Source organism: Rhizobium sp. CC-YZS058 (genome assembly GCF_034720595.1).
In the GTDB taxonomy this organism is placed as follows: Bacteria; Pseudomonadota; Alphaproteobacteria; order Rhizobiales; family Rhizobiaceae; genus Ferranicluibacter.
Window position 1 is genome coordinate 1,356,023 of the sequence record NZ_JAYESJ010000001.1, and the last position, 24,517, is coordinate 1,380,539.

Sequence of the window (24,517 nt, forward strand, 5' to 3'; positions counted from 1 at the left end):
CCGTCACCACGATGTGACCGGCTTTGCTGCCAGGGTGCGGATTGCGCCGGGCAGAGCCCAGAAGAGAGGAAGAGGAGCCTATCATGCTGAAATTCGCACTGCGCACCGTCACTGCTGCCGCTCTCGTTTCCGCCGCGGTCGTTTCCGCCCATGCCGCCAACCCGAAGGTTGGTGGGGCTGCGATGTTCGAAGACAAGAACATCGTCGAGAACGCGGTCAACTCCAAGGACCACACCACCCTGGTCGCTGCCGTGAAGGCCGCAGGCCTGGTCGAGACGCTGCAGGGCAAGGGCCCGTTCACGGTCTTCGCCCCGACCAACGAAGCCTTCGCCGCCCTGCCGGCCGGCACCGTCGACACGCTGCTGAAGCCCGAGAACAAGGCCCAGCTGACCAAGGTGCTGACCTGCCATGTCGTGGCTGCCGACGCCCTGTCCACGGCCATCGAGAAGATGATCAAGGACGATGGCGGCGAGCATGACGTGAAGACGGTCGGCGGCTGCGTGCTGAAGGCCAAGGAAATGGGCGGCAAGATCACGCTCACCGACGAAACCGGCGGCGTTGCGCATGTAACCATCGCCGACGTCAAGCAGTCGAACGGCGTCATCCACGTCATCGACAAGGTCCTGCTGCCGAAGTCGTAAGTCCTCTGCCAGGCAGACGAGACCCCTGACGCCTGCCTGTTCCGGCCGGCCACGCACCTCCCGCGTGGCCGGCCTTTCCCTGTCTGCGGTAGGCAGGTGTTCGTGCGCGTGAGCGCGGCGGCGATGAGGGGGAGGGGGTGCGGAGCACAGAGCTTCGGCGACCTTCTCAGATCATGAAAAGCTTTCAGATCCCTTAAGAGTGCATATCGAAATCGTCTAAAACGGTTTAGCCATGCGACTGCCGCATGGGTGCCGTGAAGGCTTCGCGCTGGTTGCAGCGGCGCGACCTGCGTAAAACACTCTCAAGAAAGCGGGAAAGACAGACGCAAGGTCAGCCCCGCAAGATCAGGCTCAAGATCAAAAGGTGATCATCATGAACGTCGCACGCTCTTTCAACAACTGGGTCAAGTATCGCCAGACCGTTCTCGAACTCGGCCGCATGTCGAACCGCGAACTCAACGACCTCGGTATCGCCCGCGCCGACATCCGCTCGGTCGCCCGCGCCGCCACCCGCTAAGTCCAAGACCATCGTCCTGCCGGTTCCGGCCGGACAGTCCCCAAACGCCCGCGCTTGTCGCGGGCGTTTCGCGTTTCAGGGGCCTGCTCCGTCCGATCAGCGGGGAGCATGCCCTTGCTCGAGCAAGTCACAGCAAAAAGGCCCCCGCTCTTGCGAGCGGAGGCCTGTTCGGCCTTGCGGCCTGCGGGTCTTGGGAGACCTATTCTGCAGCCTGGAGGGCTGGTGCCGGGCGAAGGGCCGGTTCCACGGCCAAGGGTGCGCCGCTCAGCGCCGCGTCGAGCTGTCCCTTGTCCAGCTCGTTTTCCCAGCGCGCGACGACGACGGTGGCGACCGCATTGCCGACGAAGTTGGTCAGCGCCCGGCATTCGGACATGAACCGGTCGATGCCGAGAATCAGCGCCATGCCGGCCACCGGGACCGAAGGAACGACCGACAGCGTGGCGGCGAGCGTGATGAAGCCGGCGCCGGTGATGCCGGCCGCGCCCTTGGAGGAGAGCATGGCAACGAGCAGCAGCAGGATCTGGTCGCCGAAGGAGAGCGGGATATCCGTCGCCTGGGCGATGAACAGCGCCGCCAGCGTCATGTAGATGTTCGTGCCGTCGAGGTTGAAGGAGTAGCCGGTCGGCACGACCAGGCCGACGACCGAGCGCTTGCAGCCGGCCCGTTCCATCTTGGCCATCAGGCCGGGCAGGGCAGCCTCGGAGGACGAGGTGCCGAGCACCAGCAGCAGTTCCTCCTTGAGGTAACGGATAAGCGCCAGGATCGAGAAGCCGTTGTAACGCGCGACCGCACCCAGCACCACGAAGACGAAGATCAGCGAGGTGAGGTAGAAGGTGCCGATCAGCATGGCGAGGTTGGCGATCGAGGCGATGCCGTACTTGCCGATGGTGAAGGCCATGGCGCCGAAGGCGCCGATGGGAGCGGCCTTCATCAGGATGGCGACGAGCCTGAACATGGGCGCGGTCACGGCATTGAGGAAGTCCGTGACCGGCTTGCCACGCTCGCCGACCATGCCGAGAGCAATGCCGAACAGGACCGAGAAGAACAGCACCTGCAGGATATCGCCATCTGCAAAGGCACCGACGATCGTCGTCGGGATGATGTTCATGAGGAAGCCGACGATGCTCGCATCATGGGCCTTGGCGGCATAGGTTTCGACGGCGGTGGCATCGAGCGAGGCCGGCGAGATATGCATGCCGGCGCCCGGCTGCACCACATTGGCGACGACGAGACCGACGGCCAGCGCCAGGGTGGAGAAGGTCAGGAAATAGAGCATCGCCTTGCCGGCGACGCGACCGACCTTCTTCAGGTCGCTCATGCCGGCGATACCGGTCGTGACCGTCAGGAAGATCACCGGGGCGATGATCATCTTGACGAGCTTGATGAAGGCATCGCCGAGCGGCTTCAACTGCGTGCCGAGATCCGGATAGAAATGGCCGAGCAGGATGCCGGCGAGGATCGCCGTCAGAACCTGGACATAGAGATGGCGGTAGAACGGCAGCCGGACGGCTGGCGTCGTGCTTTCGGGGATGGTGTGCATGATCGTCCTCCTTGCGCGCCTCTTGCCGAGCTTCTCCCGAGGCGCCGTGTCATCCTGACCTTATGCTTGCAACATGCATGCCAGACCTGCGTGCTATGCATAAGTCCTTGTTTTTAGGCGCGAACGCCTTATCCGTTCTGCATGAGAACAGTCCTTCAGCCCACTGCTGTGCGGTTCTCCGCACTTTCCGCTTTGCTCACTGTGCGGATTTCGGCACAATAGACAGATGTCATCAGACACGCAGCGACATGGAATTTGGAGAGAAGGAACCCGCTGGGCGGTCTCGCCGGTCTGGATCGCCTTTCTCGTTGCGGCACTGGCGCTGGCGGGTGCCGCCTGGCTTGCCGCCGGAATCATGGCGCGCGGCGATGCGCTGGCTGCTCTGTCGGCGCAGGCACGCACGGACGCTAGCCTGAAGGTCGCTCATCTGCGCGCCGTCCTCGAGCGGCCGCGTGCCCTGCCGTTTCTCCTGTCCGAGGATGGCCAGGTGGCGGCTGCTTTGCAGAGTTCGTCTCCCGCCGATCACGAGGCCCTGTCCGCCAAGCTCGCCACCATCGTGGCCGGGACCGATGCCGCCGTGATCTATGTCGTCGGTCGCAACGGGGTGGCGATCGCCTCCAGCAATTGGAAGGACCCGACCAGCTTCGTCGGCAACGACTATTCCTTCCGCGACTACTTTATTCGGGGCATGGCCGCCGGCAAGGCCGAGCACTTCGCCTTCGGTTCGGTCAGCAAGCGGCCGGGCCTCTATATTTCGCAGCGGGTGGAGGGGGCGAATGGACCGCTCGGCATCGTTGTCGCCAAGATGGAGTTCGACCAGATCGAGGCCGACTGGCAGGCCGCGCGCCGCCCCACCTATGTGGCGGACGAGAATGGCGTGGTGCTGATCACCAGCCTGCCTTCGTGGCGCTTCATGGCGACCAGGGCGCTGGCGAACGCCGATCTCGCGGCAATCCGCAACAGCCTGCAGTTCGGCGATGCCCCTTTGACGCCCTTGCCGCTGTCGGTCACCGAGAGGGTGGGGCCCGGCGTCGACCGGCTCAGGGGCGTGTTGCCCGGAGGCCGGGAAACCGAATTCCTGCGCATCACCGCTCCGGTTCCGTCGACGGGCTGGCAGCTGAATTCGCTGGTCGCGACGCGGGGTGCAGTGGCGGCCCTGGTCCGGGAGCAGCGGCTTCTGGCGCTTGCCGGGGTGGCGCCGGTCGTCGCCCTGGCGGCGCTGCTGCTTGCGCGGCGACAGAGTGTTGCCAGACGGCTCGGCCGCGAACTTGCCGCTCGCGAAGAGCTCGAAGCGCGCGTGGCGGCGCGCACCGACGAATTGCGGCGGGCGCGGGATCGGCTGGAAAGCGAGATCGCCGATCACCGCACAACGGAAGCCAAGCTGCAGGGGGTGCAGGACGATCTCGTTCATGCCAACCGGCTGGCAATCCTCGGACAGGTCGCGGCCGGCGTCGCCCATGAGATCAACCAGCCGCTGGCCACCATCCGGGCCTATGCCGACAATGCCCGCATCTTTATGGACCGGGAGCAGCGACCAGCCGTCGAGGACAATCTGGAAGAGATCGCTGCCCTTACAGAGCGGATCGGCCGGATTACCGACGAATTGAAGGGCTTTGCCCGGAAGGGACGGGCGCCAGCCGATGCCGTGTCGGTTGCCGAGACGATCGACAGCGTCGTCATGCTGTTGAAATCGCGGTTCTCCGGGCCGCTGAACCGGCTCACGCTCACGGCGCTCGATCCGGCGCTACAGGTGACCGCAAACCGGCTGCGACTCGAGCAGGTGATGATCAATCTCGTCCAGAACGCGCTCGAAGCTGTCGCGCCGCGCGCGGATGGTGCGGTCCGGGTGGCGGCTGCGGCAGCGGGCGAGGCTGTGCGGATCACCGTCGCCGACAATGGTCCGGGGATTGCGCCCGAAATCCTCGCGCAGCTCTTCACGCCCTTCAACACCTCCAAGGAGCGCGGCCTCGGCCTCGGCCTCGTCATCGCCAAGGATATTCTGGCCGATTACGGCGGCACGCTCGGCGTCGAGACGGGGCCTGCCGGCACGATATTCACCATCACGCTGCCGAAGGCGGCAGGCGAGGAGACGCTGCAATGAGCGAAACCGGACGGGTGCTTCTGGTCGATGACGACCGCGATCTCTTGAAGGCGACGCGGCAGACGCTGGAGCTGGCGGGCTTGACGGTCATGACGGCCGGCAGCGCGCTCGACGCGCTCGGTCAACTCGACCGCGATTTTGCCGCCGTGGTGGTGTCCGATATCCGCATGCCGCAGGTGGACGGTCTGGAGCTCTTCGCCCGCATCCGCGCGCTTGATGCGGACCTGCCGGTCATCCTCATGACCGGCCATGGCGATATTCCGATGGCGGTCAAGGCCATCCAGGATGGTGCCTACGACTTCCTGCCCAAACCCTTTGCCGGCGACCGGCTCGTTCAAAGCGTACGACGCGCGCTCGAAAAGCGGCGGCTGATCCTGGAAAACCGCAGTCTCAGGCAAGCGGCCGAAGAGGCGCAAGGCGCGGGGCTGATGATCGGCCAGACCCCGGTGATGGAGCGGCTGCGCACGACCATCCGCCAGATTGCGGATACGGATGTCGACGTGCTGATGCTGGGCGAGACCGGCAGCGGCAAGGAGGTCGTCGCCACCCTTCTGCACCGCTGGAGCCGGCGGGCGAGGGGGCATTTCGTCGCGCTTAATTGCGGGGCGCTGCCCGAGCAGGTGATCGAGAGCGAACTGTTCGGCCATGAAGCGGGCGCCTTCACCGGCGCGCAGAAGAAGCGCATCGGCCGTATCGAACACGCAAGCGGCGGCACGCTGTTTCTGGACGAGATCGAAAGCATGCCGCCCGCCACGCAAATTCACATGCTGCGGGTGCTGGAGATGCGCGAGGTGACGCCGCTCGGCACCAACGAGGTCCGCCCGGTCGACTTGCGCGTCGTGGCGGCGGCCAAGGTCGATCTCGGCGATCCCCACGCGCGGGGTGCGTTTCGCGAGGATCTCTATTACCGGCTCAACGTCGTCACGCTCGTCATCCCGCCGCTGCGCGAGCGGCGCGACGACATTCCGCTGCTCTACCGCACATTCGCCGATCGGGCGGCCCGCCGCTTCGGCCGGGAGGTGCCGCCGCTCTCGGATGCGGTGCGCCGACACCTGGACAGCCATGACTGGCCGGGCAATGTGCGCGAGCTCGCCCATTTCGCCGAGCGCACGGTGCTCGGCCTTGCTCCCGGGCAGGCCCGCGAGACGGATCCGGACCCCGTGCCGCCCGGCTCGCTTCCCGAGCGGCTGGAGAAAGTGGAAGCGGACATCATCCGGGCGACGCTGAAGGAAACCGGCGGCGATGTGCGCCGGACGATCGAGGCGCTCGGCATTCCCCGCAAGACCTTCTACGACAAGCTGCAACGCCATCGGATCGTTCGCACCGCGTTCCAGCGGTCAGCCTCGGAAGAATAACGCTTCGCTTACCATGACCGCCGTCGCCGCCGCCGCCTTAAGCGCTCCTCAAGAAAGAGGGCGGCATGGTCGCCGCACGCGTCGCGTCCCCGGGTTCGGGGCCGGCAGCAGCGCTAGGCATGATAGGCAGTGCAGTGATGATCAAAGTGGTGACGTGTCTGTTGGTGGAGCATGATCCGACGCTTGTCGCCCTGGCCGTCCTGCTCTGTTTCCTCGCCTCCTTCGCCACATTCCTGCTGCTCGCCCGGGCGCGCCAGAGCCTCGGCGTTGCCCGCTTCACCTGGATCGTCAGCGGCGGCATGGCAGGCGGGTTCGGGATCTGGGCCACGCACTTCGTGGCCATGCTCGCCTATGATCCCGGGCTGACCATCGGCTATGAAGCAGGGCTGACGCTGACCTCGCTCGCCATCGCCATCGCCGGCACAGCGACCGCGCTGATGGCGGCGAGCGTTCTTGCCGGCCCCTTCGGCGCGGCGGCTGCCGGCATCATCTTCGCCATGGCCACCTCCGCCATGCATTTCGTCGGCATGGCCGGCATCGATCTGCAGGGCGTCATCGTCTGGGATCAGGCGCTCGTCGGCGCGGCCGTCATCCTTGCCGCTGTTTTCGGCGTTCCGGCCTTTCTCATCGCCGAGCACCGAGCTACCTCGCGCCGGAGCATGCTCCCCTCGGCAGTGCTGATGCTGCTCGGCATTGCCAGCCTGCATTTCACCGCCATGGGTGCCGCGTCGCCGGTGCTGCTGGCCGACGATCTGCCGCCGATCGAAACCCTGTCGCGTCCCGCAATGGTGATGATGATCGCGACTGTCGCCTTTTCGTTGCTCTTCTCCGGCCTCGGCGCCGTGGTGCTGGCCAAGCGGGCCGAACGGCGTGCCAATGATGGCGAGCGCGCCTTTCGCCTGCTCGTCGCCGGCATCACCGATTACGCCATCTATCTTCTCACGCCCAAGGGCATCGTCGCCAACTGGAATGCCGGGGCCGAGCGGACCAAGGGCTACAAGGCCAACGAGATCGTCGGCAGCCACTTCTCCACCTTCTATCCCCCCGAGGAACGCCTGGCCGGACTGCCGGAGGCAAGCCTTTCAACGGCGTTGCGCGAGGGCACCTTCGAGGCCGAAGGCTGGCGCTTGCGCAAGGACGGCAGCCGCTTCTGGGCGCATGTGGTCATCGATGCGGTCTATGACGAGGACGGCCGCCATCTGGGCTTCGCGAAGATCACCCGCGACTGCACGCAGCGCATGCAGGATGCCGCGCGGCTGAAGCAGGCTTCCGACAATCTATCGATCGCGCTCAACACGATGAACAACGCGATCTGCCTTTATGATGCCGATGAGCGCTTGATCCTCCACAATCAGCGGATGCGGGAGATCCTCGACATTCCGGAGCATGTCGTGCTGACCGGCCGCACCTTCCGCGAGCTGTGCCTTGCCCGGCATCAGCATGAGTTCACGGCCGATGTCAGTTCGGAGGAGTTCTACCAGCAGCATCGGACGCTGTTCACCCGGCCCGGCGGCGGCGAGCATCTCTGCACGACGGCGGCCGGCAAGGTCATCCGCACGATCCATTCGCCGGCCGAGAACGGCTCCTTCGTCACCACCATCGAGGACATCACCGCACAGGTGAAGTCGGAGGCGCAGGTTGCCTATATCACCCGCCACGACGGATTGACCGGCCTGCCCAACCGGCTCGCGGTCTGCGAGGCGCTGGATGCCGCCCTCCCGGAGATCGCCAGCGGCCAGCGCATGGTGGCCATCAGCATCGACCTGCACGGGTTCAAGGACATCAATGACGGCTTCGGCCATGATTGCGGCGACGCCGTGCTGCGCATGATCGCCGAGCGCATGCGCGCAGCCGCCAAACCGCAGGACATGATCGGCCGGATCGGCGGCGACGACTTCCTGATCGCCCGCATGGTGCGCAGCGAGGCCGAGGTCTCCGACGTCATCGCCCGCTTCTCGGACATTTTCAAGCAACCGTTCCTCACCGAAACGGCAGAGGTTCAGGCGAATGCCAGTTTCGGCATCGCGCTCTATCCGGACGATGCGCCGGATCGCGAGAAGCTGCTCAGCAACGCTGACCTCGCGCTTTACCGCGCCAAGGGAAAGCTCGAAGAGCGGATCAGCTTCTACGAGCCGGCGATGGACGAACTCGCCCGTACCCGCCGCAGCCTGCAGCGCGATGTGTGGAAGGCGCTGGAGGAGGCGCAGTTTCACCTCGCCTATCAGGTGCAGCGGGACGCGGCCGCCGAGCGGATCAGTGGCTATGAAGCCCTGCTGCGCTGGCGCCATCCGGTTCTGGGCGCGATCGGTCCCGATGTCTTCATTCCCATCGCCGAGGAAAGCGGGGCGATCGTCCCGCTCGGCGAGTTTGTCATTCGCCAGGCCTGCCGCGACGCCATGGCCTTCGGCCTCGTCAAGGTGGCCGTCAATCTTTCGCCGCTTCAGCTCGGATCGATCCGCATCATCGACACCGTTCGCAACGCCCTGATCGAAACAGGTCTGCCGGCGGCACGGCTCGAGCTCGAGGTGACGGAGAGTGCGGTGATCGGCGACAAGCGCCAGGCGCTCCACATCCTCCGCCAGCTCAAAGCCATGGGAGTCACCATCGCCATCGATGATTTCGGGACCGGCTATTCCTCGCTCGAAACCCTTCGCTCCTTCCCCTTCGACAAGGTCAAGCTCGACCGCAGCTTCCTGACCGGGCTCGACGGTGTAAAGTCCAAGGCCTTCGTCCGCGCCATGGTGTCGCTCGGCAAGAGCCTCGGCGTTTCGGTTCTGGCGGAAGGCGTGGAAACGGACGAACAGCTGCAGCTTCTGGTGGGCGAGGGCTGCGACGAGGTGCAGGGCTATCTGTTCGGGCGCCCCGTGCCCGTCGGCGAACTCATCCTGCCGCCTGGCGAACCGCAGGCACTGACCGCCTGATCTCATAGGGGACAGGAGCGAAAGACACGCGATAAAGGCCCCTCAGGATCGATGACGCATGGAAAAAGGCCGGACGATGGGGTTTCCCATCTTCCGGCCTTTTCGCGTTTCTGACGGCCGAAGCGACGAGCGCTCCGGCCTTGTCTGTCTCAAGCGATACGGCGGTGATCGCGCAGATCGGCGGGCGCGCTCGCGGCAGCGTCGGAGCCCGGTTCCCGGCGGCGGCTGCGGCGGTTGAGCTTGAACTGCCCGACCAGAGACGTCAGCGTCACCGCGCCTTCGGCCAAGGTATGGCTGAGCTCCGTCGTCTGCCCGACCATCGCCGTGTTCTGCTGCGTCATCTGATCGAGCGTGCCGACAGCGCTGGCGATTTCGCTGAGGCCGGCGCTCTGCTCCGAGGCCGCAGCGGCAATGGCGTCGATGTTGGAGTTGATCTTCTCGACGAAGGCCTCGATCTCATGCAGGGCCTTGCCCGTGTCGCCGACCAGGCGCACGCCCTCGAGCACCTGGTTGGACGCATTCCCGGTCAGCGCCTTGATCTCCTTGGCGGCACCGGCCGAGCGCTGGGCAAGCTCGCGCACTTCCTGGGCAACGACGGCGAATCCCTTGCCGGCTTCGCCGGCCCGGGCGGCCTCGACACCGGCGTTCAGGGCCAGCAGATTGGTCTGGAAGGCGATTTCGTCGATGACGCCGATGATCTTGGCGATTTCGGCCGAAGCGGACTCGATGCGCTGCATGGCGGCCACCGTGTCGCCGACCACGGCGACGGAGGAGGTGGCGGCGCTGCGGGTCTGTTTCACCAGGTCCCGCGTGTCATGCACGCGTTCGGCGGAGCTGCGCACCGTGCCGGTCACTTCGCTCAAGGCTGCCGAGGTTTCCTCGAGCGCTGCGGCCTGCTGTTCGGCGCGCTGGGCCAGGGCGTCGGAAGTTTCGCGGAGCGTTTCGCTGTGTTCGTTCAGCGCCTGGGTCTGCGCCAGCACCTTCTCCAGCGTTTCCTGGAATGTACCGATCGAGGTGTTGAAATCCGAGCGAAGCTTTTCGAATTCGGCAGCAAAGGGGGTATCCAGCGTCTGCCGGATATTGGCTTCCGCAAGGCGGCCGAGGCCAGCGCCGATTTCTTCCATGGCCCGCATGCGCTCGGTGATGTCGGTCGCGAATTTCACGACACGGATTACCCGGCCACGGTCGTCGAGGATCGGGTTGTAGGAGGCTTGGATGAAGACCTTGCGGCCGCCTTTTCCGAAGCGCATGAACTGATCAGTCGCGAACTCGCCTCGGTTCAGGGCTTCCCAGAAACGGCGATAGTCCGCCGAGCGGGCATAATCGGGATCGCAGAACATCGCGTGATGCTGTCCAACGATCTCGTCCAGACGATAGCCGAGCGTGGCGAGGAAATTGTCGTTGGCGGAGAGGATCCGGCCGGCGGTGTCGAATTCGATGACGGCCTGTGCGCGTGACAGAGCCTCGAGCTTGCCGGCTTCGGCGAGCGCGCGCATCTTCGTTTCGGTGATGTCGGTCGCGAACTTGACGATCTTGAACGGCTTGCCGTTGCGCTTGACGGGATTGTAGGACGCCTCGATCCAGACCTCGCGCCCGCCCTTGGCAATGCGGCGATACTGACGCTGCTGGAACGTGCCGTTGGCGAGCAACCGCCAGAACTCGGCATAATCGGCCGATGCTGCTTCAGCAGGATCGACGAACAGCCGGTGATGCCGACCGACGATCTCCTGATGCGCATAGCCCATGGCGGTGCAGAAATTGTCATTTGCCCGTAGGATCGTGCCGGTCAAATCGAATTCAATAATCGCCTGCGATTGGTCAAGCGCCTGCAGGGTCGCCTTGTCGGCACTGGAAAAGATGTTCATGTGAGGTTTACGTCCAATGAGGGAGGCATTGCCGGACCACATTAAAGCGTAACCTTTAACTACCAGTTAGGATTGACTTTTTTCTTTGCCACCCTGCGGTGCATGACATTTGCCAATGCAACAAAACAATGGTCTTGCCGATTGTTTTCCTCGCGCTATGCGACGAGATGTGAGCCGAATTCGCGTGCTGTTGGATCAAAAAACTCGCGTTTCAGCCTGGCCCCTTCTGGTCCCGCGCATCTTTTTCGTACACTTCCTCTTACGTTGCGCGTCGACCATTCCCATCTTCCTTTCGAACCAGGTTTGAAAGGAACAGCGAGACATGGTTGCAGCAGCAGGTACATTCGAACGTGCCGCCGGGATCATTCCCCCCGCCGAGCGTTTGCTTCGTCTCCGCCGTCTGGCCAAGGTCGCGCGCCTGATGGATACGGCCATCGGAATCCCGGGTACGCGGCTGCGTTTTGGCGCTGATTCCGTTCTGGGTCTCGTGCCAATCGTCGGCGATGCCGCCGGCGCGCTTGTCGGCCTGGCGATCGTCAACGAGGCGCGGCGCCTTGGCCTGCCGCGCCACAAGATCGTGAAAATGATCTCGAACATCGGTGTCGATGCGGCCTGCGGCTCCGTGCCGCTGCTGGGTGATGTCTTCGACCTGTTCTTCAAGTCGCATCGCCGCAATCTGGCGATCATCCTCGATCACTTCGGCATGACCGAGCGCGATCTGCATCAGCCCCAGCGTTGAGGCTAAACGACCGGGCAGGAGGAGATGCTTTCGAGCCCGCCACGCTCCTGCCCAGGTTTTTCGCGTTCATTGGTTCGTCGAAAGGAACCGATCGCGGATTCGCGCATTGCGAACACGACTCTGTCCGAAATCCAACCAAAGGAGCAACCGATGCGTTCAGCCGCAGCCAGTCTTCCCGTCACCCCGCCCCATCAGCATGTGGTGACGGCGCGTGAAGCGTTGGAGCCTCTTTACCTGCGCCTGGAATTGGAAGCCGAAGCGCGGCTGATCAAGGCGGCGGTCGAAGCGGGCTGGTCGGCCGAAGATGCGGTCGATGCTTTGGAAGCGCTGCAGCGCGAAGTCGATCCGGCCCGCCACTGAGTTTCAGTCACCGCCGGTCTGCGCTGTAACTCTTCGTTCGCGCAGACAAAGAAAAAGGCCGGGCTGTTAAACCCGACCTCTCCAGATCGTCTCGACGGCCTTGTGCCAGTACATCCGTGGTCACTGCCGGAGACGAATTCGTTACGCTTTAGATGGGGTGCCCTCGTCGAACTTCAAGGGCGGCTCGCCATCAATGTGCGGGGCCGGCTGTCGGCTCGGTATATTCCCAGTTTTCGCGGGCGAACTGCATCGCGGCAGACTCGGCACTCTCCTTCGTGCGGAATCGCTCCGGCAGCACATGGCTGCGATCCCTGCATTGAAGCAGCACGGTGCCGCTCCGGAAGTCGTATTGCACGCGCAGATGATCAGTGGCTTGCATGATAGTCTCCTCCCAAGTTCGCCCGTACTCAAGGTTCCGAGCGATGATAGGAATGTAGGCCTAAATGGCGGCGTTTCAATCGGCGTTAACGGTTAAGTGAACGCCAGATTGCAGAATTGTTCCGCCATCGCCTGCAAAGGTGCCGTGCGCGGGTCGCAGGATAGCTGCCCTGTACAAAAGTGGCTGCTTGCAGTATGAGAGCGCCATGAAGCGAGCCCCGGATGGGCCCGATGACGCCGCTCTCCCTGTCGAACCAGTCGCGCGGCACCAGATTTCCGAAAGACGGATCCATGACCGAATTCGCAGGCATCGTCCCCGCGATCGCCGAAGCGTTGACAAAGCGCGGCTACTCCACCCTGACGCCCGTTCAGCAGGCGATGATCGACACCGAGATGGACGGGCGTGACGCTCTGGTCTCCGCCCAGACCGGCTCCGGCAAGACGGTCGCCTTCGGCCTCGCCATGGCGCCGACCCTGCTTGGCGATGCGAAGCGTTTCAAGGCCGCCGGCCTTCCGCTTGCCGTCGTCGTCGCGCCGACGCGTGAACTTGCCATGCAGGTCAAGCGCGAGCTGGAATGGCTTTACGAGATGACCGGCGCCGTGATCGCCTCTTGCGTCGGCGGCATGGATATCCGCTCGGAGCGCCGGGCGCTGGAGCGTGGCGCCCATATTGTCGTCGGCACCCCCGGCCGGCTCTGCGACCACATCCGCCGCAGCGCGCTCGACCTGTCGGAGACGCGCGCCGTCGTGCTCGACGAGGCCGACGAGATGCTCGACCTCGGCTTCCGCGAAGACTTGGAGTTCATCCTCGAGACCGCACCCGACGATCGTCGCACGCTGATGTTCTCGGCAACCGTGCCGAAGACGATCGCGGCGCTGGCCCAGAGCTACCAGCGCGATGCGCTGCGCATTTCGACCGAGGCCGAGAAGGCCCAGCATGTGGATATCGAATATCGCGCGCTGGTCGTGGCGCCGGCGGACCGGGAAAATGCCATTATCAACGTGCTGCGCTTCTACGAAGCCCGCACGGCCATCGTCTTCTGCTCGACCCGCGCTGCGGTCAACCATCTGACCGCGCGGTTCAACAATCGCGGCTTCGCCGTGGTGGCGCTTTCCGGCGAACTGAGCCAGAGCGAACGCACCCACGCGCTGCAGGCGATGCGCGACGGACGGGCCCGCGTCTGTATCGCGACCGACGTCGCCGCCCGTGGCATCGATCTTCCCGGTCTCGAACTGGTGGTCCATGCTGACCTACCGACCAATCCGGACACTCTTCTGCACCGTTCGGGCCGCACGGGCCGCGCCGGCAACAAGGGCGTGAGCGCGTTGATCGTGCCGACCTCGGCGCGCCGCAAGGCCGAGCGTATCCTGCGCGAAGCCCGGATCGAGCCGGTCTGGGCCACGCCGCCATCCGCCGAAGAGGTGCTGGCTCGCGATGACGAGCGGATCCTCAGCGACGCGGCGCTCACCGATCCGCTGATCGAGGACGAGGGCGACTTCGCCGCCAAGGTTCTGGCACGCTACAGCGCCGAACAGGTCGCGGCCGCCTTCGTTCGTCTGGCCCGCGTCGGCCGCTCGGCGCCCGAGGACATCATGGAAATCGAGGTCTTTGCGCCCGGCAAACGTGGTGACCGGCCGGAGCGCGGTGACCGCTCCGAGCGCGGCGACCGCCCCGAGCGGAACGAGGCCCGTGGGCCGCGCGGCGATTTCGGCGACAGCGTCTGGTTCTCGCTTTCGGCCGGCCGCAAGCAGAATGTCGAGCCGCGCTGGCTGATCCCGGTCATTTGCCGCATCGGCCATGTCACCAAGCAGGAGATCGGTGCGATCCGCATGATGCCGGAACACACCTTCCTGGAAATGACGCGCGACGGCGCGGATGCGCTGGTCGAGGCGATCGGCGCCAAGCGGATGCTGGAGAAGGGGATCGTCGTCACGCAGCTCGACGGCGCACCGGATCTCTCTTCTCCGGCCCGTTCGCCGAAGCCTTTCATGCGCAAGGACGGCGACGCCAAGCCCCGCTTCAACAAGGAAGGCGACGCCAAGCCGCGGTTCAACAAGGAGGGCGGCAAGCCGGCCTTCGCCGATCGCGGCGAACGCGGCGATCGCCCGGAGGGCAAGCCCTGGGCCAAGGGGCCGGGCAAGCCCAAGTTCGCCAAGCCCGAGGGCGGCGCGGCCAAGCCGTTCAAGAAGCCCTTCAAGAAGAAGGCAAACTGAGACCATCACAAAAGGGGCGTCCGAAAGGACGCCCCTTTTTTGTCAGTCCTCGGAGTAGCGCTGCTCTCTCCAGGGGTCGCCCAGCATGTGGTAGCCGTTCTTTTCCCAGAAGCCGGCGCGATCGGCGCCGAGGATCTCGATGCCGGAGATCCACTTGGCGCTCTTCCACAGGTAGAGATGCGGCACGATGAGGCGGACAGGCCCGCCATGCTCCCGCGTCAGCGGCTCGCCTTCCCAATGGGTGGCAAGCAGCGCGTCTTCGCTTGCGAAATCGGCAAGCGGCAGGTTGGTCGTGTAGCCGTCATAGCTTTTCAGCATGACGAACGCCGCCTCGGGCAGCGGCTGGACGAGATCGAGAAGATCACGCGTCGTGACGCCGCGCCAATGGTTGTCGTAGCGCGACCAGGTGGTAACGCAGTGAATGTCCGATAGCGTCTTTGACATCGGCAGCGCCTGAAAGCCCGCCCAGTCAAAGCGCTGAGGATGGGCGACAAGACCGCCAATGGCGAGCGACCAGCTCTGCGGATCGATGATCGGATGTTGGCCGAGATCGAGCACCGGCCAGTTCTTGACGAGATGCTGGCCGGGCGGCAGCCGATCTTCATCGGGCCGCGCCACCCGACCGGTGAGGAAGCGGCCCTCATCGGCCCATTTCCGCTTGGTCGTGGTCAGTTTCGTGTCTGGGGTCCGATCCTCGGCCATCCCGCTTGCTCCCTGCTTTGCGCCGTCATCCATAGCGCTGCTGCGGTTTTAGGCCTTCGAGCCTCAATCGGCAACGCATGCGTTAGGGAGCGAGCAGGGGGCGTTTCAGGCCTTTGCGGTCGCGACGTCTTCTGCCGTCATGCCAGCGCGTTCCAGCGCAGCCACGAAGGAGGCGCGGGCCCTCTTGGGGCTCAACAGGCCATCGAGAGCGTCGAGGCAGTGCTGAAGGGCGATGCGAAAAGCCTTGAGCATGGCGCCGCCCGACAGGCGACGGATGAACTCGACAGCTTCGAAGGCGGTGGCGACAATGAAATCCTTGCCTGCTTCAAGGATGATGCGGACCGGCCGCAGGAAACGCTTGTCACTCATACTCGCCTCAACACCATGCACGTCATTGCGGGCGGGTAACGCGGGTGCAGGTGAAGGGTTCCGGCCAAATTCCGAAAAATTTGAACGACCGGGCAGGGTGCCGATCGACTTGCGTTAAAGACGCAGGGCCGCGCGCAGATCGCCGGCCGAACGCGCGCGCAGATCGAGATCCGCTTCGATATGGGCGATGTGCTCGACCATCAGCGCGCTTGCTGCTGCGACGTCGCCTGCCGCCAGGGCCTTGACGATCGCATGATGCTCGTGATGGCCGCAACTGGAGACGGTCGACTGCCCGTACAGCGCAATGACCAGCGAGGATCGCGCGATCAGTTCGTCCATGAAGCGCTGCAGCACGGCATTGCCGGTGATGGCGGCCAGCGCCAGATGAAAGTCGCCGGAGGCCTTGATCTCGGCGCGGCGGGCGCTCTGGCCGCGTTCGCTCATCAGCCCGCTCTCCAGGTCCAGCAGGCGGTAGAGCTCGGCCTGATCGGCGGGCGTCATCCGTCGCGCGGTTTCGGCGAGCATCCCCGGCTCGATCATCCGCCGCGCCTCGAAGATCTGCCGCGCTTCCTCGGGCGAGGGATTGGCAACGAAGGCGCCGCGATTGCGCTCGACGGTGACGAGCCCCTCATGGGCGAGTGCCTGCAAGGCGCCGCGCACCAGGGTGCGGCTGACCTTGAAGAGCGCGCCAATCTCCACCTCGGTCAACTTGGTGCCGGGCGTCAGGCGTCGATCGACGATCGCATCGCGCAGAGCGTCACGGATCGACGGTTGGGCGGCGGCCTCCTCGTGCGCCTCCGGTGCCAGCGCGGTTTCGAGAAAGGGAGAGGGGGTGTCGTTCATAAAGCCCAGTGTAGCGCTGCGGGGGAAACAGGAGAAGCAAAATTGCGTACGACCCTGCCAAGGATTGTATACCGTTTTGTGCAAGATCGCGTGCAATAGGCTAATTATTGGGCAGAGGATGGTGCTGCGTTAATCCTGGGCAACGTAAGTGCGGCGTTAAGGGGTCGAAACTGTTGCGATCTTCGCCGCTGTTTGCGGTTGGCACGCTTGATGCATCGATGTTGGCAACAAGGGAGCCAGCATGTCCAAAGCCTCTGAGATCGATATCGTGTCCGTGACCAAGACCTACGGCACGACCACCGCGGTCCATGCGATCAGCCTGAAGATCCCGTCCGGCAGCTATTGCTGCTTCCTGGGCCCGTCCGGCTGCGGCAAGACCTCGACGCTGCGCATGATCGCCGGGCACGAAACCATTTCCTCAGGCGATATACGGCTCGGCAATACGGTCGTCACCGACCTGCCGCCGGCCCGGCGCGGTACGGCGATGATGTTCCAGTCCTATGCGTTGTTCCCGCATCTCGACCTTATCGACAATGTTGCCTTCAGCCTGAAGATGAAGGGCGTGGAGAAGGAGGAGCGGCGGACCAAGGCGCTTGCCATGCTGAAGCTGATGCAGATGGAGCCCTATGCCAGCCGACGACCGGCCCAGCTTTCGGGCGGCCAGCAGCAGCGTGTCGCGCTCGCCCGCGCTCTGATCACCGATCCGGAAGCCCTGCTGCTCGACGAGCCGCTTTCCGCGCTCGATCCCTTCCTGAAGATCCGCATGCGGGCGGAGCTGAAGAAGCTGCAGAAAAACCTCGGCATCACCTTCGTGCATGTGACGCACAGCCAGGAAGAGGCCATGGCGCTCGCCGATCTGATCGTCGTCATGAATGACGGGCGGATCGAGCAGGCGGCGACGCCGCGCGAGGTGTTCGAGCGGCCGGCCACGGCCTTCGTCGCGCGCTTCATGGGCGACCATAACGTGCTGAGCGGCCGGGCGGCGGCCTGCGAGGGGGGCACGGTGCGCCTGGAGGTGGGCGAGGGGCAGTTCTTCACCGTGCGCGGCGAGGGCAGGGAAGTCGGCTCGCCGGTCGATATCGGCATCCGCACCGATCGAGTCCGCATCGCCGAACCGGCCAATCCCGATCTCGGCTTCAACGGCGTCGTCACCAACCTCGAATATCGCGGCGCCTCGGTGAAGCTCACCGTGCTCGGCGGCGGCTCCGAGGATTTCACGGTCATCCTCAGCGATGCCGATTATTTCGCAAAGCCCGTCAGCGTCGGCGATGCGGTCGCGCTCAGCTGGTCGCCCGACGACGCGGTTTTGCTCGGCCGGGCCCACTAGCCGTCCGTCCATCACTCAATCCTGCCAAAACATAAAGGGGAAGCAGCAATGACCGAGACTACCAAGAGCCAGACGAGCGGGCTGACGCGCCGCAGCCTTCTCAAGACCGGTGCGGCGGCGGCCGGCGCGATCGCCGGTTCGGGCGCCATCACCGGCTTCCCGACCATCTGGGCCCAGACGCCGATCACGCTGCGCCAGTTCGGCACCGGCGTGTCGAACATCAATGCCATCGCCCAGAAGTGCAAGGAAGACCTCGGCATCACGCTGGAGATGACGGCCACCGATTCCGACGCCGCCGCCCAGCGCGCTGTCACCCAGCCGGACAGCTACGATATTGCCGACATCGAATACTGGATCCTGAAAAAGGTGTTCCCGGCCGGCGTCATCCAGCCGATGGATACGACCAAGCTCAAATACTACGACAAGATCGTCCCGCTCTTCAAAACCGGCAAGCTGAAGCCCGACAGCGTGATTGCGCAGGGCACCGCGCCGCACACGGTCGGCTATGTCGAAAGGATCGGCGACAAGACCTTCGCCAAGGGCGAGACCCAGTTCTTCACCATGGTGCCGACCATCTACAATGCCGACACGCTCGGCATTCGCCCGGACCTCGTCGGCCGCGAGATCACCACCTGGGCCGATATCATGGACCCGGCCTTCAAGGGCAAGACCTCGATCCTCAACATTCCGTCGATCGGAATCATGGATGCGGCGATGATCTGCGAGGCGATGGGCATCATCAAATATGCCGACAAGGGCAACATGACCAAGGCCGAGATCGACACGACGATCGAGTTCCTGGTCAAGGCCAAGCAGGACGGCCAGTTCCGGGCCTTCTGGAAGTCCTTCGACGAGTCGGTCAACCTGATGGCCTCGGGCGAAGTGGTCATCCAGTCCATGTGGTCGCCGGCCGTTGCCGCCGTGCGTTCCAAGGGTATTGCCTGCAAGTATCAACCACTGAAGGAAGGCTATCGCTCTTGGGGCGGCGGCCTCGGCCTCGCCGCGCATCTGAGCGGCGCGCAGCTCGATGCAGCCTATGAATACATCAACTGGTACACCTCCGGCTGGGTCGGCGGCTACCTGAACCGTCAGGGCTACTACTCGGCTGCCATGGATACGGCGAAGGAATACATGACCGCCGACGAATGGGGCTACTGGATCGAGGGCAAGCCTGCCCAGGGCGATATCCTGTCTCCGGAAGGCAAGGTGATGGAGAAGGCCGGCGCCGTGCGCGATGGCGGCTCCTTCGAAGACCGCATGGGCAAGGTCGCCTGCTGGAACTCCGTCATGGACGAGGACCGCTACATGGTTCGCCGTTGGAACGAGTTCATCGCGGCCTGAGCCTGGCGATCGGCACGGCGCTTATCGAGGCGCGCCGTGCCCGCTTTCGTCCGGTGCGCGTACCCGCGCGCCGGACGAGACGAGACGCGAACGGACGACACCAAAGGCCGGCAGAGAGGAAAGACGCCATGGCGAGCATTGCATCGAGCGCCGGGGAGGCGAAGAAGCACGGTGGGACTGTGCGGTCCTTCCGCCTCTCGCCCGGGCTGATCTCCGGCCTGGAGGCCACCCCGCTGATCGCCATTCTCGGCTTCTTCTTCCTTCTGCCGATCCTGATGATCGCCGTCGTCAGCTTCTGGGACTATGACTTCGCCGGGCTCTATCCCGATTTCCTCACCATGAACTACGAGGAAACGCTCGGCTCCTGGGTAACCTGGAAGACGTACCTGAACACGCTCAAATATACGGTGATCGTATGGGCCCTGACCGCGGTCATCGGTTTCTGGGTCGCCTATTTCCTCGCCTTCCACATCCGCACGACCACCATGCAGATGGTGCTGTTCCTCGTCTGCACCGTGCCCTTCCTCACCTCCAACATCATCCGCATGATTTCCTGGATCCCGGTGCTCGGGCGCAACGGGCTGGTCAATTCGACGCTGATCGAGATGGGGCTCATTCCTGCGCCGATCGAATGGCTGCTCTATTCGGAGTTCGCCGTCGTGCTCGCCATGGTGCATCTCAACACGCTCTTCATGGTGACGCCGATCTTTAACACGCTGATGCGCATCGACCGGTCGTTGATCGAGGCGGCGCGGGATGCCGGCGCGTCGGGCTGGCAGATCCTCTGGAACGTCATCCTGCCGCTTGCCAAGCCCGGCATCGCCATCGGCTCGATCTTCGTCGTCACCCTGGTCATGGCCGATTTCTCCACCGTTCAGATCATGTCGGGCGGGCAGAGCGCGTCGGTGGCGCTGATGATGCGCAACCAGATGTCGCTGCTGCAATATCCGGCGGCCGCCGCCAATGCCGTCGTGCTGCTCATCGTCGTCCTCCTGATGGTCGCCGCCATCCTGCGCGTCGTCGATATCCGCAAGGAGCTGTGAGATGCATCACGAAAAACGTGGCCTGGAATTCTACCTGCTGGCCGGCTTCTTCGCCCTCTTCGTGCTCTTTCTCTATGGGCCGCTCTCCGCCGTGCTGATCCTGTCCTTCCAGGGGCCGAATGGCGGGCTGACCTTTCCGATGAACGGGGTTTCGCTGCGCTGGTTCGCCAATCTGTTCGAACAGCAGGCGGTCGGCGATTTCGGGGCCTCCTTCACCCGCTCCTTCACGCTCGGCCTGATGGTGATGGTCGTCAATGTCGTGGTGTCGCTGCTCGCGGGGCTCGCCTTCCGCCGCCGCTTTCCGGGCTCCACCGCCCTGTTCTACGTCACCGTCGCCAGCCTGGTGGTGCCGTCGATCATCATCTCGCTCGGCATCGGCGTCGTCTTCCAGCAGCTGGGGCTGAAGCCTGCCTGGTATTCCTCCGCCTTCGGTGCGCATCTGACCTGGACCTTGCCCTTCGGCGTGCTGATCATGTTCGCCGTCTTCAACCGGTTCTCGCCCTCCTATGAGGAAGCCGCGCGCGATCTCGGTGCCAGCTCCTGGCAGACCTTCCGGCACGTGCTTCTGCCGATGATCGCGCCCAGCCTGATCGGCGTCGGCCTGTTCGGCTTCACCCTTTCCTATGACGAATTTGCCCGCACGCTGATGACGGCCGGGACATACAACACGCTGCCGCTCGAAATTTACGGCATGACCACCAACGTCACGACGCCGGTGCTCTATGCGCTGGGAACGGTGACGACGCTCTTCTCCTTCACCATCATCCTGCTCGCGCTCGGCACGATCACCCTTCTGCGCCGCCGGCAGGCCAAGCGAGTCTGATCCCCTCCATGCGCATCCTCCTCGTCAATCCGAACACCACCGCCTCGATGACCGAGAAGGCGGCCGCGGCCGGGCGCCAGGTCGCCGGCGCCGGCACCCAGATCCTGTCGGCCACTTCCAGCATGGGGCCGGCGTCGATCGAGGGGCATTATGACGGCGCGATGGCGCTTCCCGGCCTGATGGCGGCGCTCCGCCGCGGCGAGGCGCAGGGGGCGGACGCCGCGGTCATCGCCTGTTTCGATGATACCGGCCTCGACGCCGCCCGGTCGCTCGCCTCGATCCCCGTCCTCGGTCTCTGCGAAAGCGCCTTGATGACGGCCGGCTTCCTCGCGCAGCGCTTCTCCGTCGTCACCACGCTGGAACGCTCCCGCGTGCTGCTGGAAAACCTGACCCGGCATTACGGCTTCGGCGGCCGGGTAAAGGTGCGCGCCGCCGATATTCCAGTGCTCGACCTGGAGGAGGAGGGGTCGGGCGCGCTCGACAAGCTGCGCCATCAGATCGAGCGGGCCCTGCATGAGGACGGGGCGGAGGCGATCGTGCTGGGCTGCGCCGGCATGGCCGATCTCGCCTTCGAGCTTCAGCAGATCTACCAGGTCCCGGTCATCGACGGCGTTTCGGCAGCGGTGAAACAGGCCGAAGCCTTGGTCGCGCAGCGCCTGACGACCAGCAAGCGCGGATCCTACGCCGCCCCGCTCGCCAAACCCTATTCCGGCGCCATGGCCTCCTTCGCCCCGCACTAAGCGCGCTGCTCTCCCGGGTATGGTCTGCCTGGTGTCCGGGTGCTGGGCAAATGCGCAATCAGCGTGTGCGATGGCTACCCGCGGCGCGTTTCCGGCCGCAGCCGGCACGATCATGTCGCTGTCGTCGATCGAGCTTCTTCCTTGGCGCATTCCATCACGTTCGAGGCCTGCGAGGCGCGGCAGGGCGATGGCGGGTTGAGGCTCTGCAGCAAAGATCGAACCCCATTCCCTCAAAACTGCCAGCACCGAGGGTCTCTTCTCACCCCGGGATGAAAGGCTCTTCCGAGGGATCGGCTCCACCGGGTTCATGCCTTACTTTCTACCCTTCCGAAGGAGGCTGGCTCGGCCCAATTTAAGCGATCGTCGCGCCGTCGCGGGCGCATCGTCGCGGCATGGCTATTCGTATCCCTGCAGGCAGCCACGCGAGGAGCGAAAGAAAGTTGACTGAATTTGTCACCATTCGGCTTTCTTTGCGGCAAAAACTTGATAGAAGGACTCATCTTAACTTCTCTCTCGGATCGCTGCGCATGCCTCTCTCCCTTTCTCGCCCTGCCTTCTCCGCCCTCCGCATGGTCCTGACGGCCGGCACCTCGCTTCTTGCCCTGACGCTGGCCGCCGAGGCGCAGGAGGCTCCGACGGAGCTTGAGGAACTGGTGGTCAAGAGCGGCAGCGGCGGCACGATCACCGCGGAGGGCTATGTCGGGACGGCAAGCGCCACCGGCGCCAAGGTCGACACGCCGTTCCTGGAAACGCCGCAGTCCATCTCCTCCGTCACCGAATCGCAGCTGAAGGACCGTAATCCGCAGACGCTGGTCGAAACCCTCGCCTACACGCCGGGGACTCGCATCGGCGCCTATGGCTTCGATCCGCGCTTCGACAGCTTCACGGTGCGTGGCTTCGATGTCACCTATAGCGGCATCTTCCGCGACAATCTTCGCCAGCCGGGCGCCGGCTCGTCGCTGTTCAAGACGGAGCCCTATGGGCTGGAAGGCGTATCGATCCTGCGCGGCCCATCCTCGGCGCTCTACGGCGCATCGGGTGCGGGCGGCCTCTACAACCTGATCACCAAGCGCCCGACGGTCGAGCCGCTGCACGAGGTACAGGTCCAGTATGGCTCGCATGCGCGCAAGCAGGGGCAGTTCGATGTCTCCGGCCCGCTCGGCGAGGACGAGGCCGTTCTCTATCGCATGACCGGCCTGCTCCGAAGCGCCGATACCGAGCAGATTTCCGTCGCGGACGACCGCGCCTACATCGCGCCCGCCGTCACCTGGAAGCCGGATGAAGACACGACGCTCACTCTGCTCGGCGAATATTCCCGCACCAAGACCGGCGGCACGGCGGCCTATTATTACGACGCTGCCAGAAACGAGGTGACCGACTATTTCGGCGGCAATCCCGCCTTCAATGACAGCGTCCAGCATCAGGGCCGTATCGGCTACGAGTTCGAGCACCGCTTCGATGAGGGGATCACCATCCGCCAGAACGCCCGGTTCTCGACCCTGAAGACCGATGCCGACTGGGCCTTTGCCTATGCGCCGAACGCGCTCGACCCGCGCCTGATCGACCGCAGCGCCGGCACCTTCGAGGAGCGGCTGAACGCCGGCGTCATCGACACCCAGCTGGAAGTGAAGTTCGACACCGGCGCGCTCGACCATACGCTGCTCGTCGGCATCGACGCGACGACGCTGCGCTATCACTCGCTGAACGGCAACGGCATTTCCCCGCCGCTCGATCTCGATGATCCCGATCGCGGCGATCCCGTCGATCGGATTCCGTTCCAGACCAAGGTCAAGCAGGACCAGTGGCAGCTCGGTACCTATGTCCAGGATCAGATCCGCTATGACGCCTGGACGCTGACGCTCGGCGGCCGCTACGACTGGGTGGACACCACCACCCGCTCGACGGACCTCGCCACCGACGCGCTGACCCGCACCGAGCAGACCGACAAGGCCTTCTCCGGCCGCATCGGGCTGACCTACCAGTTCGACAACGGCATCGCGCCCTATGCGAGCTATTCCACCGCCTTCTCCCCGAATGCCGGCGTCAGCCAGGAAACCGGGGCGCCCTTCGATCCGACGAAGAGCGAGCAGCAGGAACTGGGCGTCAAGGTTCTCCTGCCCGACAGCAACACCCTCGTCACCGCCTCGGTCTTCAACATCGACCAGAAGGATGGTCTCTATTACGAGGTCGTGGACCTGCCGACCGGGCCCGCCAATATCCAGGTCCAGCGCGGCAAGCTGCGTTCGCGCGGGTTCGAGCTGGAGGCGGTGACCAGTCTCGACACCGGCCTGTCGCTGACGGCGGCCTACAGCTACACCCACATGAAGATCATCGAGGGGCCGGACGCGACGATCGACAATTTCGTTTCCTCCGTGCCGATGCACACGGCCTCGGTCTATGCCGATTACACGCTGCAGGCCGATGGCGCCTGGTCGGGCCTCGGTTTCGGCGGCGGGGTGCGCTTCATCGGTGCGAGCTATGGCAATGACGAGAACACGCTCCGGAACAGCGCCCGGGCGTTGGTCGATGCGGCGGTGCATTACGACTTCGCCGCGCTCGATCCGAAGTATGACGGCCTGCGGCTGCAGGTGAACGCCACCAATCTCTTCGACCGACGCGACCCCGTCTGCTCGGCCGGCTTCTGCTACCGCGACCAGGGCCGCGCGGTCATCGGCTCGCTGAAATACAGCTGGTAGGC

At 64.5% G+C, this 24,517-nt stretch carries 20 protein-coding genes; 14 read left to right on the forward strand and 6 right to left on the reverse strand.

What is annotated here, in order from left to right; genetic code table 11:
- Nucleotides 1-83 precede the first annotated feature (83 nt).
- Nucleotides 84-641: a fasciclin domain-containing protein gene (locus U8330_RS06530; RefSeq protein ID WP_323104344.1), complete on the forward strand. Its 558-nt coding sequence runs from the start codon at nt 84-86 to the stop codon at nt 639-641.
- A 373-nt stretch (nt 642-1,014) separates the two neighbouring features.
- Nucleotides 1,015-1,158 carry a DUF1127 domain-containing protein gene (locus tag U8330_RS06535; RefSeq protein WP_323104345.1) on the forward strand — a complete coding sequence of 48 codons (144 nt, stop codon included), beginning with the start codon at nt 1,015-1,017 and terminating at the stop codon, nt 1,156-1,158.
- A gap of 199 nt (nt 1,159-1,357) precedes the next feature.
- Here the strand turns inward: U8330_RS06535 and U8330_RS06540 are convergent, their stop codons facing one another.
- Nucleotides 1,358-2,698 carry a dicarboxylate/amino acid:cation symporter gene (locus U8330_RS06540; protein ID WP_323104347.1) on the reverse strand — a complete coding sequence of 447 codons (1,341 nt, stop codon included), beginning with the start codon at nt 2,696-2,698 and terminating at the stop codon, nt 1,358-1,360.
- A gap of 226 nt (nt 2,699-2,924) precedes the next feature.
- On the opposite strand from U8330_RS06540, the gene U8330_RS06545 reads away from it, so the two are divergent.
- The 3 genes from U8330_RS06545 to U8330_RS06555 all read left to right on the forward strand — a co-directional run bounded on the left by U8330_RS06545 (nt 2,925) and on the right by U8330_RS06555 (nt 9,075).
- Nucleotides 2,925-4,799, forward strand: a complete 1,875-nt coding sequence (locus tag U8330_RS06545) for a sensor histidine kinase (protein ID WP_323104348.1) — start codon at nt 2,925-2,927, stop codon at nt 4,797-4,799.
- Nucleotides 4,796-6,154, forward strand: coding sequence for a sigma-54 dependent transcriptional regulator (locus U8330_RS06550; RefSeq protein WP_323104349.1), 1,359 nt, complete (start codon nt 4,796-4,798; stop codon nt 6,152-6,154). Before U8330_RS06545 ends, U8330_RS06550 begins: the two co-directional genes overlap by 4 nt.
- A gap of 149 nt (nt 6,155-6,303) precedes the next feature.
- Nucleotides 6,304-9,075 (forward strand): EAL domain-containing protein, encoded by a 2,772-nt coding sequence (locus tag U8330_RS06555; protein WP_323104350.1) that lies wholly within the window; start codon nt 6,304-6,306, stop codon nt 9,073-9,075.
- Between the two features lie 149 nt (nt 9,076-9,224).
- Here U8330_RS06555 and U8330_RS06560 read toward each other — a convergent pair whose 3' ends face one another.
- The gene (locus tag U8330_RS06560) at nt 9,225-10,940 is read right to left on the reverse strand and encodes a PAS domain-containing methyl-accepting chemotaxis protein (RefSeq protein ID WP_323104351.1); all 1,716 of its coding nucleotides are present in this window, start codon (nt 10,938-10,940) and stop codon (nt 9,225-9,227) included.
- A gap of 322 nt (nt 10,941-11,262) precedes the next feature.
- Between U8330_RS06560 and U8330_RS06565 the strand changes: the two genes are divergently transcribed.
- Both U8330_RS06565 and U8330_RS06570 read left to right on the forward strand, forming a co-directional pair.
- A complete protein-coding gene (locus U8330_RS06565) occupies nt 11,263-11,679 on the forward strand; it encodes a DUF4112 domain-containing protein (RefSeq protein WP_323104352.1) in 417 nt (138 codons plus the stop codon).
- Between the two features lie 150 nt (nt 11,680-11,829).
- On the forward strand, nt 11,830-12,039 hold the full coding sequence (locus U8330_RS06570; RefSeq protein WP_323104354.1) for a hypothetical protein: 210 nt from the start codon (nt 11,830-11,832) through the stop codon (nt 12,037-12,039).
- 190 nt (nt 12,040-12,229) lie between these two features.
- Here U8330_RS06570 and U8330_RS06575 read toward each other — a convergent pair whose 3' ends face one another.
- Nucleotides 12,230-12,418 (reverse strand): hypothetical protein, encoded by a 189-nt coding sequence (locus U8330_RS06575; protein WP_323104355.1) that lies wholly within the window; start codon nt 12,416-12,418, stop codon nt 12,230-12,232.
- A 290-nt stretch (nt 12,419-12,708) separates the two neighbouring features.
- Here U8330_RS06575 and U8330_RS06580 point away from each other — a divergent pair, with 290 nt between their 5' ends.
- Nucleotides 12,709-14,631 (forward strand): DEAD/DEAH box helicase, encoded by a 1,923-nt coding sequence (locus tag U8330_RS06580; RefSeq protein ID WP_323104356.1) that lies wholly within the window; start codon nt 12,709-12,711, stop codon nt 14,629-14,631.
- 42 nt (nt 14,632-14,673) lie between these two features.
- Here the strand turns inward: U8330_RS06580 and U8330_RS06585 are convergent, their stop codons facing one another.
- The 3 genes from U8330_RS06585 to U8330_RS06595 form a co-directional block, all read right to left on the reverse strand.
- Entirely contained in the window at nt 14,674-15,333 is a 660-nt protein-coding gene (locus U8330_RS06585) for a sulfite oxidase-like oxidoreductase (protein ID WP_323104357.1), read from the reverse strand.
- 105 nt (nt 15,334-15,438) lie between these two features.
- On the reverse strand, nt 15,439-15,702 hold the full coding sequence (locus tag U8330_RS06590; RefSeq protein ID WP_323104358.1) for a DUF982 domain-containing protein: 264 nt from the start codon (nt 15,700-15,702) through the stop codon (nt 15,439-15,441).
- A 114-nt stretch (nt 15,703-15,816) separates the two neighbouring features.
- On the reverse strand, nt 15,817-16,545 hold the full coding sequence (locus U8330_RS06595; RefSeq protein WP_323104359.1) for a GntR family transcriptional regulator: 729 nt from the start codon (nt 16,543-16,545) through the stop codon (nt 15,817-15,819).
- A gap of 241 nt (nt 16,546-16,786) precedes the next feature.
- Between U8330_RS06595 and U8330_RS06600 the strand changes: the two genes are divergently transcribed.
- The 6 genes from U8330_RS06600 (at nt 16,787) to U8330_RS06625 (ending at nt 24,515) form a co-directional block, all read left to right on the forward strand.
- Entirely contained in the window at nt 16,787-17,872 is a 1,086-nt protein-coding gene (locus tag U8330_RS06600) for an ABC transporter ATP-binding protein (protein ID WP_323104360.1), read from the forward strand.
- Between the two features lie 48 nt (nt 17,873-17,920).
- Nucleotides 17,921-19,213 carry a PotD/PotF family extracellular solute-binding protein gene (locus U8330_RS06605; protein ID WP_323104361.1) on the forward strand — a complete coding sequence of 431 codons (1,293 nt, stop codon included), beginning with the start codon at nt 17,921-17,923 and terminating at the stop codon, nt 19,211-19,213.
- Nucleotides 19,214-19,341: 128 nt separating this feature from the next.
- Entirely contained in the window at nt 19,342-20,256 is a 915-nt protein-coding gene (locus U8330_RS06610; RefSeq protein WP_323104362.1) for an ABC transporter permease, read from the forward strand.
- Between the two features lies 1 nt (nt 20,257).
- On the forward strand, nt 20,258-21,079 hold the full coding sequence (locus U8330_RS06615; RefSeq protein ID WP_323104364.1) for an ABC transporter permease: 822 nt from the start codon (nt 20,258-20,260) through the stop codon (nt 21,077-21,079).
- Nucleotides 21,080-21,087: 8 nt separating this feature from the next.
- Nucleotides 21,088-21,819 (forward strand): aspartate/glutamate racemase family protein, encoded by a 732-nt coding sequence (locus U8330_RS06620; RefSeq protein WP_323104365.1) that lies wholly within the window; start codon nt 21,088-21,090, stop codon nt 21,817-21,819.
- A 527-nt stretch (nt 21,820-22,346) separates the two neighbouring features.
- Nucleotides 22,347-24,515, forward strand: a complete 2,169-nt coding sequence (locus tag U8330_RS06625; RefSeq protein WP_323104366.1) for a TonB-dependent siderophore receptor — start codon at nt 22,347-22,349, stop codon at nt 24,513-24,515.
- Nucleotides 24,516-24,517: the final 2 nt, after the last annotated feature.